Annotated in this window: 11 protein-coding genes; 5 read left to right on the top strand and 6 right to left on the bottom strand. The window is 64.0% G+C overall.

Going from position 1 to position 9508, the window contains the following annotated elements:
• Positions 1-1218 (bottom strand): acyl-CoA dehydrogenase family protein (locus EN749_RS23325; RefSeq protein ID WP_128364058.1); only part of this gene is annotated, 1218 nt, incomplete at its 3' end.
• Positions 1219-1333: 115 nt separating this feature from the next.
• Here EN749_RS23325 and EN749_RS23320 point away from each other — a divergent pair.
• The 5 genes from EN749_RS23320 (at position 1334) to EN749_RS23295 (ending at position 4945) form a co-directional block, all read left to right on the top strand.
• Complete coding sequence (locus EN749_RS23320) at positions 1334-2149, top strand: SDR family oxidoreductase (RefSeq protein WP_127398842.1); 816 nt, start codon at positions 1334-1336, stop codon at positions 2147-2149.
• Between the two features lie 39 nt (positions 2150-2188).
• The gene (locus EN749_RS23315) at positions 2189-2674 is read left to right on the top strand and encodes a MaoC family dehydratase (RefSeq protein ID WP_023810115.1); all 486 of its coding nucleotides are present in this window, start codon (positions 2189-2191) and stop codon (positions 2672-2674) included.
• Positions 2671-3702, top strand: a complete 1032-nt coding sequence (locus tag EN749_RS23310) for a phosphotransferase family protein (protein ID WP_128364057.1) — start codon at positions 2671-2673, stop codon at positions 3700-3702. The genes EN749_RS23315 and EN749_RS23310 overlap by 4 nt, the downstream gene beginning before the upstream one ends.
• A gap of 164 nt (positions 3703-3866) precedes the next feature.
• Positions 3867-4505, top strand: a complete 639-nt coding sequence (locus tag EN749_RS23300; protein ID WP_128290218.1) for a TetR/AcrR family transcriptional regulator — start codon at positions 3867-3869, stop codon at positions 4503-4505.
• A 191-nt stretch (positions 4506-4696) separates the two neighbouring features.
• Positions 4697-4945 carry a DUF680 domain-containing protein gene (locus EN749_RS23295; protein WP_127268964.1) on the top strand — a complete coding sequence of 83 codons (249 nt, stop codon included), beginning with the start codon at positions 4697-4699 and terminating at the stop codon, positions 4943-4945.
• Positions 4946-4987: 42 nt separating this feature from the next.
• On the opposite strand, the gene EN749_RS23290 is transcribed toward EN749_RS23295, so the two are convergent.
• The 5 genes from EN749_RS23290 to EN749_RS23270 all read right to left on the bottom strand — a co-directional run.
• Positions 4988-6037, bottom strand: a complete 1050-nt coding sequence (locus tag EN749_RS23290) for a Gfo/Idh/MocA family oxidoreductase (protein ID WP_127329421.1) — start codon at positions 6035-6037, stop codon at positions 4988-4990.
• A gap of 48 nt (positions 6038-6085) precedes the next feature.
• On the bottom strand, positions 6086-6871 hold the full coding sequence (locus tag EN749_RS23285; protein ID WP_127329423.1) for a ThuA domain-containing protein: 786 nt from the start codon (positions 6869-6871) through the stop codon (positions 6086-6088).
• 78 nt (positions 6872-6949) lie between these two features.
• Positions 6950-7180, bottom strand: coding sequence for a hypothetical protein (locus EN749_RS23280; protein ID WP_127398121.1), 231 nt, complete (start codon positions 7178-7180; stop codon positions 6950-6952).
• Between the two features lie 59 nt (positions 7181-7239).
• Positions 7240-7824, bottom strand: a complete 585-nt coding sequence (locus EN749_RS23275) for a sarcosine oxidase subunit gamma (protein WP_127398119.1) — start codon at positions 7822-7824, stop codon at positions 7240-7242.
• The coding region (locus EN749_RS23270; RefSeq protein ID WP_281061923.1) for a glycine cleavage T C-terminal barrel domain-containing protein at positions 7817-9508 on the bottom strand (1692 nt) is incomplete at its 5' end. The genes EN749_RS23270 and EN749_RS23275, both read right to left, overlap by 8 nt.

Below are 9508 nucleotides of genomic sequence, written 5' to 3'. Positions count from 1 at the left end.
CTTCAGCTCGGTGCGCGCCACCTGACGGCGATGCACGGCGTCCGGCCCGTCGGCAAGGCGCAAGGTCCGCAGATGCGTCCACGACCGCGCCAGCGGCGTGTCCTGGCTGATGCCTTGCGCGCCGAACATCTGCACCGCTTCGTCGGTGACCTTGAGCGCGACGCGGGGTGCCACCACCTTGATCTGGCTGATCCAGGGGGCCGCGGCGCGGGCGTCGCCCTGGTCGATCATCCACGCCGCCTTGAGGCAGAGCAGCCGGGCCATTTCGATCTCCATGCGGCATTCGGCGATGATGTCGAAATTGGCGCCGAGCTTGGCCAGCTTCTGGCCGAAGGCTTCGCGGCGCAAGGAACGCTGGCACAGCATCTCGAGCGCCATCTCGGCCTGTCCGATGGCGCGCATGCAATGGTGGATCCGGCCGGGGCCGAGCCGCCCTTGCGCGATCTCGAACCCCCTGCCCTCGCCGAGGATCAGGTTCGATGCCGGTACCCGCACATTGTCGAAGCGAAGATGCATGTGGCCGTGCGGCGCGTCGTCATCGCCATAAACCTGCATGGCCCGCACCTTGGTCACGCCTTTTGTATCCGATGGCACCAGGATCATCGAATGACGGCGGTGCTGCGGCTCGTCATCGCCGCCGGTCCTGACCATGACGATGTAGATGGCGCAGCGCGGATCGCCTGCGCCCGAAGCCCACCATTTCTCGCCGTTGAGCACATAGTCGTCGCCCTGACGTTCGCAGCGCATGGCAATGTTGGTGGCATCGGACGAAGCGACATCCGGCTCGGTCATCAGATAGGCCGAGCGGATCTTGCCGTCGAGCAGTGGCTCGAGCCATGCTTTCTTGAGGTCGGCCGAGCCGTACCGCTCCAGCACCTCCATGTTGCCGGTGTCGGGCGCCGAGCAGTTGAAGGTCTCCGCACCAAGATGCGCCTTTCCCATTTCCTCGGCCAGATAGGCGTATTCGACGGTGGAAAGGCCGTAGCCGCGTTCCGAGCCGGTCAGCCAGAAGTTCCACAGGCCGCGCTCCCTTGCGGTCTTTTTCAGCCCTTCGAGGATCTCGCTCTGGCGCGCACTGTAGACCCAGCGGTTGCCTGCCTTGCCCACTTCGCTGAGGAATTCATGGTCGAGCGGCATGATCTCGTCGCGCACCATGGCCGCGACGCGCGCGTGGATCGGCTTCAACCGCTCGGTCATGCCGAGATTCATCTCCGTCATCGGTCGCTAACCCTTCATGCATGCCAGGCATTTTGTCAGTGGCAAGGATGACCGTACTTCGGATAGCCTTGTCAACGCGAACTGTTTGCCCGCATGCCGAGCGCGGAGGATTGTGATGAGCTATCTGGACGAGCTGTTTTCGGTGGCCGGCAAGACCGCGCTGGTGACGGGTGCCGCGACCGGCATCGGGCGCATGGCGGCGACCGCGCTGGTGCAGGCCGGCGCCAACGTGATGATCGCGTCGCGCAAGGGCGATGACTGCATCAAGGTCGCCGAAGAGTTGAACGAGCTTGGCGCATCCGGCCGGGCCGAAGGCTTCGCCGGCGATGTCTCCAGCGAAACCGGCATTGCCGCACTCGTCGCCGAGGTCAAAGCGCGGACCGGGAAACTGCATATTCTGGTCAACAACGCCGGCGTCTCCTGGGGCGCGCCGCTGGAAAGCTTCCCCTATTCGGCATGGGCCAAGGTGTTTGGCGTCAACGTCACCGCGGTCTTCCATCTGACCCGCGAATTGCTGCCGCTGCTCGATGCCGCCGCCAGCGACGCCGATCCGGCCAGGGTGATCAATCTCGGTTCGGTGATGGGCACGCAGCCGCTGGCCGACGACGCCTATTCCTACACGGCGTCCAAGGCAGCCGTGCATCATCTGACCCGCACCCTTGCGCTCGAGTTCGCCGGCCGCCGCATCACCGTCAATGCCTTCGCTCCCGGCCCCTTCCAGAGCCGGATGACGGCATTCGCCACCAGTACGGATGAGCAGGCCAGGCACGTCGGCAGCCATGTTCCGATCGGCCGTATCGGCGCACCGGATGACATTGCCGGCGCAACGCTCTATTTGTGCAGCCGTGCAGGCAGCTATGTCACCGGCGCCATCCTGCCGATCGACGGCGGACAGTCGGTGCAGCATGGGCTGACCCTGTTCAAGGAATGACATTTTCCGGCCACAGAAGCCGGGGGTGAACTGGAGGACATGAGCGTGGAACCGATCAGTCTCGATGTGCTTCTGGCCAGTGTCGGCAAGGAGGTTGGCGTGTCGCCATGGCGGGCGGTCACGCAACGCATGATCGACCAGTTCGCCGACGCCACCGACGACCACCAGTTCATCCACTGCGATCCGGAGCGGGCCATGCGCGAAACGCCGTTCGGCGGCACCATCGCGCACGGCTTCCTATCGCTGTCGCTGTTGTCGGCGATGACCTTCGAGACCATGCCGCCGCTGGAAAACGGCAAGATGGGCGTCAACCACGGCTTCGATTCGCTGCGCTTCCTGGCGCCGGTGAAAACGGGCGCGCGCATCCGCACGCGTTTCGTGCTGGCCGACGTCAAGGTCAGGCCGTCGGGCTGGGTGCAGACCGCGCATGACGTGACGATCGAAATCGAAGGTTCGAAGAAGCCGGCACTGACCGCGCGCTGGCTGACGCTGACCTTGATCGAACGCCAGCCCGAGACGGCATGAGTGATCCCGTACTCGACCAGGCAGCGCTTGCGCCTTACCTCGAGGCGAACATACCGGGCTTTTCCGAGCTTGCAGCAGTCGAGAAGTTCAAATCCGGCCAATCGAACCCGACTTACCTTTTGACGGCGGCAAGCGGCCGTTACGTGCTGCGCGCCAAGCCGCCGGGGCAATTGCTGAAATCGGCGCATCAGGTCGACCGCGAATTCAGGGTGATGAGCGCGCTTGCCGGCACCGCCGTGCCCGTGCCTGCCATGCTGCATCTCTCGGCGGAAGACTCGCCCATCGGCCGCATGTTTTACGTGATGGATTTCCTGGACGGCCGCATTTTCTGGGATCCGGCGCTGCCGGAGGCAGGCGACAACGAAGAACGCGCCGCCATATACGATGCCATGAACGAAACCCTCGCGGCGCTGCACGAGATCGATGTCGGGACAGTGGGGCTCGGCGATTTCGGGCGGCCGGGAAATTATTTCGAGCGCCAGCTGGCGCGCTGGACCAGCCAGTACCGCGCCTCGGAGACTGATGCAGTCGCCGAGATGGACGGGCTGATTGCCTGGTTGGAAACGCATATGCCCGCCGATGACGGCCGGATCTCGTTGGTGCATGGCGACTACCGGCTGGACAATCTGATCTTCGCGCCGGACCGGCCGAAGGTGCTGGCGGTGCTCGACTGGGAATTGTCGACATCAGGCCACCCCTTCGCCGATATCGCCTATCAATGCATGCAATGGCGGCTGCCGCACGCTTCCGGCTTTCGCGGCCTGGGCGGTGTCGACCGTTCCGCACTCGGCCTGCCCTCCGAGGAGGACTACGTCGCCGCCTACTGCCGGCGGCGCGGGCTCACCGGTATCGGCAACTGGACGTTCTACCTCGCCTTTTCCTTCTTCCGGCTGGCCGCGATTTGCCAGGGCGTCTACAAGCGGGCGCTGGACGGCAACGCCTCCAATCCGGAAAAGGCCCGGACCTATGGCGAGGCGGTAAAGCTGCTTTCGCGTCTTGCCGCGAAGCTGATGGACAAGGAAGCGTGATGGGCCGCTTTGACGGAGCAAAGGTGCTGATCACGGGTGCCGCCAACCTCGACAAGCGTCGGCACGATCCGAAGTATACCGCTTGGGAACTTCCCGTGCCCTTGTCCGTTTCCGTACAGCGTATATAATTTAGCCAGCCACCAACCAACCAAAGGCACCAGATCTTGCCGCAGAGCGTCCAGACACGCCGCGAGAAGCAAAAGGCAGAACTGCGCTCCGAACTTGTCGAGGCCGCGCACAAGCTCGTCCAGGAAGAAGGCTATGAAGGCCTGACCATCCGCAAGCTGGCCAAACGGGTCGGCTACGCCCCGATGTCTGTCTATTCCTACTTCGCCGACAAGCAGGACATCCTGTTCGCTCTGGCCGAGGATGCGTTCGAGACGCTGGCCCGCCGCATCGAGGAGCATCCATCCGATGATCCAATCGAGGCCTTGCAGGCGGTGATGACCGAATATGCCGCTTTCGGACTCGGCAATCCCAACGAATACCGCACCGTGTTCATGACCGAAAAGACCAAGCTGCCGGAAGGCTACAATGAAATGGAGGAGAGCAACCCTGCTATGAAGGTGCTGATCAGCAGGGTCGAGGCCTGCGTCGCCGCCGGCAAATTGCAGGGCGATCCGCGCGCCATCGCCACCATGCTGTGGGCGGTCGGACACGGCACGATCTCGCTGCTCATCACCTTTCCGTTTTACCCCTTCGGCGATCCGCAGGTCTTCGTGAAGCGGATGTGCGATTTCACGCTCGCCACGCTCAGCACGCAAAACGTCCCGCCGCTGACCGAGACACCGGTCAACTGCTGAACGCCGTTTCCTGGTTTTGTGTATTCCCCTCCAGACCTGGGGGGTCTTGGTTAACAAAAATTTATTGTACGCGTACGGTTTTCCTTGAACTTCGCGATCGACGGGCGTATATGTACAGCGTATCGTACATGTACGAGAGAAATTCACCCGTCGGTACGAATTGAATTCGACCTGGAAACCGGAGACTGACAATGAAAAAGACACTCCTCACCCTCGCCGCCGTGCTGGCACTTTCGGGCTCGGCCTTCGCCGCCAACACCACCCATCCCGTCAAGCATGCGCCGGTGGCGGCCTGCGTTGACACCAGGACCAACGTGAAGCTCGATTGCGCTTCGACCGGTTCGGTCGAGAAGAAGGGTGCCACGCAAAATACCGCTGAAGGCAAGGGCCCGCGGCTCGGCATCAGCATCAATCCGTGGATTGTACCAAGCGCATTTTGACATCAGCAAAGATCGCGTCTGGCCGGCACAAGCCGGCCAGCTTCAGCCGACCGAAACCGGCAGCTTCGCCGCTGAACTCTCGAAGGCCGCGTCGATCAGCTTTTGCATGTCCGCGGCACGCCGGAACGACGGATCGCCATTCCGGCCTGTATCCAGCGCATCGGCAAAGCGTCGCGCATTGCGCTTGACACTGGGCAGCGCCAAGATCTGCCAGCGCTGAAGATCGACATCGCCGCCGAGACAGGCCGACAGGTTCGATGCCTTGCCGTCGGTTTCGACCCTGATGGCGCCCTTGGTGCCGTGCAGGGCCAGCGACAGATCGTTGGCGTGGCCGGTCATGTAGCGGCTCGCCACGATCGTAGCGAGCGCACCGGAACTGAGCCGCGCCGTCATTGCCACGCTGTCATTGGCGTCCAGCACATAGTCGCCGATGCGCTCGCCCTCGGCCTTCGGAAACGTCACCAGATCGGCATGCAGGCTGACGATATCCTGACCGGCGCCATAGGTGGCGAAGTCCAGGATATGGATGCCGACATCGCCCAGCACACCGGTCGAACCGTGCCGGCTCGACAAGCGCCAGAGCCATTTGTCCTCGACCCGCCAGTCGCCCCACGACTGGCTGACCAGCCAGCTTTGCCGGTAACTTGCCTCGACGTGGCGCAACACGCCGATCTCGCCGGCCAGCACCATGCGCCGCGCTTCATGGATCGCCGGTGAGTTGCGATAGGTCAGGTTGACCATGTTGACCACCCCTGCAGCCTCGGCCGCTTCGGTCATATCAAGCGCGTCGGCGTGGTTCGGCGCCAGCGGCTTTTCGCAAAACACATGCTTTCCCTGGGCAAGCAGCGCCAGCGTCGTTGCCATATGCGCACCATCCGGCGTCGCGTTGATGGCGGCATCGAACTGACCCCAGGCGATCGCCGCCTCCAGGCTCTCGAAAGATTCGCCGATCTTGCTGACGGCGGCAAACGCCGCCGCGCGGCCAGGCACCTGGTCGACGCAAGCGACGATGCTGCAGCCCGGGATCCCGGCAAACTCCTCGACATGATGCCCGGCGATACCGCCGGTGCCGAGCAGAAGAATTCGATGCATCAGTTCAGGCCCCCAGCCACCTCACACCCCAATCAACTCAGGCCCGAATCAACTCAGGCCCTTGTCGCCGTCGGCATGCAGGCGCAGCCCCTTCTGCACGATCTTCTCCTTGGCCGCATCCGTCGGCACGTTCGGCGCATTGGTGATGCCGGACCATGCCGGCGCCGGGTTGTGCGCCCAGTGCACGGCGTTGCGCAGCACCTGCTGCACGCCCTCATTGTGATAGATCGGATAGGTCTCGTGACCGGGCGAGAAGTAGAAGATCCGTCCCGCGCCGCGCTGGTAGGTCAGCCCGGACCGGAACACCTCGCCACCCTCGTACCAGGAGACGAACACCGTCTCCAGCGGCTCCGGCACGGCGAAGGGCTCGCCATACATTTCGGTCTCGCCGATCTCCAGGCACTCGCCGATGCCTTGCGCGATCGGGTGGCCGCGGTTGATCGCCCAGACGCGCTCGCGCTCGCCCGCCTCGCGCCATTTCAGCGAACAGGGCGTGCCCATCAGCCGCTTGAATATCTTCGAGTAGTGGCCGGAATGGAGCACGATCAGGCCCATCCCTTCCCACACCCGCTTCTGCACCCGCTCGACGATCTCGTCCTTGACCTCGCCATGCGCCGCGTGGCCCCACCACAAAAGCACGTCGGTGGCCGCCAGGCGCTTTTCGCTCAGGCCGTGCTCGGGCTCCTGCAAGGTGGCGGTGGTCGCCTCGATGCCCTTGTCCTGGTTGAGGGCGGCGGCAATGGTGCCATGCATGCCCAAGGGATAGAGGTCGCGCACGGCTTCATTGGTCTGCTCGTGGACATTCTCGCCCCAAACGATCGCTTTTGTCGGCATTTTCATCTCCCAAAGCGCTTTAAATAGCATGTCAAAAGGGATTGAGAAGGTCCCGATGCCGCCTGGCCCGATGGAATACTACGTCTTGCGCTTCTTGCGCCCCGGCACGGTCTTGGCCTTGCCCGGTTTCGCCGGTGCGCCGGGGATGGCGGTTCCGGTAATGGATATCGGATCGCTGGCCGGGAACGTGTCTTCGAGGCCTTCCTCGAGTTCCTCTTCGGCGCTCGGGGCTTCATGTCGCTCATGTTCGAGCGAGCGGACGGCCGATGTCTTTATGACCGGCGACTTCGGTGCGGAATTCGACGGCATCGGCATTCTCCCTCGGCGTGCGGATGCAGAACGAGCGTGCCCTGCAAAACGTTCCGAGTTCAGACCGCCGCGTCGCGCGATCCCTCGGACAGGAAAGTAAAGACATAGTCCGAGAAGGAACGCCAGCATTCGACCCGGAAGGCATCGGCGGCTGTGCGCAGCAGCACGATCTCGGTCTTGCCCAGGATGGTGCGCGACGCTGCGCCCACCGGGAAGGCGTCGAGCGACAGGTCCTGCGGGCAGCCAGCATTGATCGTCGCCGCTGCCCCAGTGCCCGTCACCGATATCGCGATGTTGCGATGCGAGACGCCGACCGCCGAATGCAGCGCGGATACTTTGGCGCAATCGGCGAGCGGATCGTTGCCGGCCTCATCGATCACAAGCCATTCGTCGGGACCGAGCCACAAGACGGTGCGCCCGCCCTTCGCGGCAGAGGTTTTCGGCTTGTTCGGCAAGGTCACGCCGAGCGCCTTCGAAAGCGCTGCGGCCGAGGCTTCCGGCGCACGCAATGACATGCGCTCGGCCGGCGGCAATACCTCGACCTTGGCGCCGGCGGCAGTGGTGCTGCGCCCAGCCAGCGCCGGACGGCGTTCGACCGAAGGCGATGCGGCCGGAGCCGTCTTCCTTGCAGCGGCCTTAGCCATTGAGGCGCCCTCCCGTCTCGTCGAAGAACACCATGCCGGTAACCTCCACTTCGATCACCCCATTCGGCATCGGCACATAGAGGGTCTCGCCCATCCGGTCGCGGCCGCCGGCGACCAGCGCCAATGCGATCGAGCGGCCGCAATTTTCCGACCAATAGCTCGAGCTGACATGGCCGATCATCTTCATCGGGATCGCCTGCTTGGGATCCTCGACGATCTGCGCGCCTTCTTCCAGAACCACTTTGGGGTCCCTGGTCTTGAGGCCGACCAGCTGCTTGCGGCCCTTGGCGACCAGATCCGGCCGCGTCAGGCCGCGGATGCCGACGAAGTCGGTCTTCTTCTTGCCGACCGCCCAGTCGAGCCCGGCATCACTAGGCGTTACCGTGCCATCCGTGTCCTGGCCGACGATGATGTAGCCTTTTTCGGCGCGCAGCACGTGCATCGCCTCGGTGCCGTAGGCGGCCGCACCATGCTTCTGGCCCTCGGCCCACAGGGCTTCCCAGACCGCCTGGCCATAGTCGGCCGGCACATTGACCTCGAAGCCGCGCTCGCCGGTGAACGACATGCGAAACAACCGCGTCGGCACGCCGCAGATCTTGCCTTCACGCACCGACATATGCGGCAGCGCCTCGTCGGACATGTCGATGCCTTCGACCAGTGGCGCGATGATGTCGCGCGACTTGGGCCCCTGCACGGCGATAACAGCCCACTGCTCGGTGATCGAGGTCAGCCAGACATTGAGATGCGGGAACTCGGTCTGGAGATAATCCTCCATGTGGTTCATGACGCGCGGCGCGCCGCCGGTCGTCGTCGTCACGTGGAAACGGTCGGGGGCCAGCCTGCCGACGACGCCGTCGTCATAGATGAAGCCGTCCTCGCGCAGCATGATGCCGTAGCGGCAGCGGCCGGGTTCCAGCTTCTCCCATGGGTTGGTGTAGAGCAGTTCCATGAACTTGGCCGCATCCGGCCCAACCACCTCGATCTTGCCCAGCGTAGAGGCATCGAATAGGCCCGCCGTCTTGCGCACCGCGACGCATTCGCGGTCGACCGCGGCATGCATGTCCTCCCCCGCCTTGGGGAAATACCAGGCGCGCTTCCATTGGCCGACATCCTCGAACACGGCACCTTGCGCCTCGGCCCAGGGATGGATCGCGGTTCTGCGCGTCGGGTCGAACAGCGGACCGCGCGCATGGCTGACGATCGCGCCGAAGGTGACCGGCGTATAGGGCGCACGGAACGTGGTCAGGCCGACCTCCGGGATCGGCTTTCCCAGCGTCTCGGCGGCAATCGCCAGGCCGTGCATGTTGGAGGTCTTGCCCTGGTCGGTCGCCATGCCGTTGGTGGTGAAGCGCTTGACGTGCTCGATCGAGCGCATGCCTTCGTGCACCGCCTGGCGGATATCCTTGGCGGTGACGTCGTTCTGGAAATCGACAAACGCCTTCACCGTCGTGTCCGGCCCGGCGCCGGCCGCCGCGCCCAACATACCGCGCGACCAGCTCTCCGACGCATCGACCTTCGGCTTACTGCTCTTGGCGGCTTTGGCGCCGGCATCTTTCGCCGCCTTGGCGCCCGCCGCATAGGCCTCGTCCACCGTCGCCGACAGCCCGTCGGTGCCGTTGCAGGCGCCCACCGAGACGCAGTCCTGCGCATAGGTGCCCGGCACGAAGCGCTTGGTCTCGTCGTT

The sequence above is a fragment of the Mesorhizobium sp. M7A.F.Ca.ET.027.02.1.1 genome, assembly GCF_004022985.1.
In the GTDB taxonomy this organism is placed as follows: Bacteria; Pseudomonadota; Alphaproteobacteria; order Rhizobiales; family Rhizobiaceae; genus Mesorhizobium.
The sequence above is the reverse complement of the archived record's forward strand: the minus strand, read 5'-3'. Positions and strand labels throughout refer to the sequence as shown.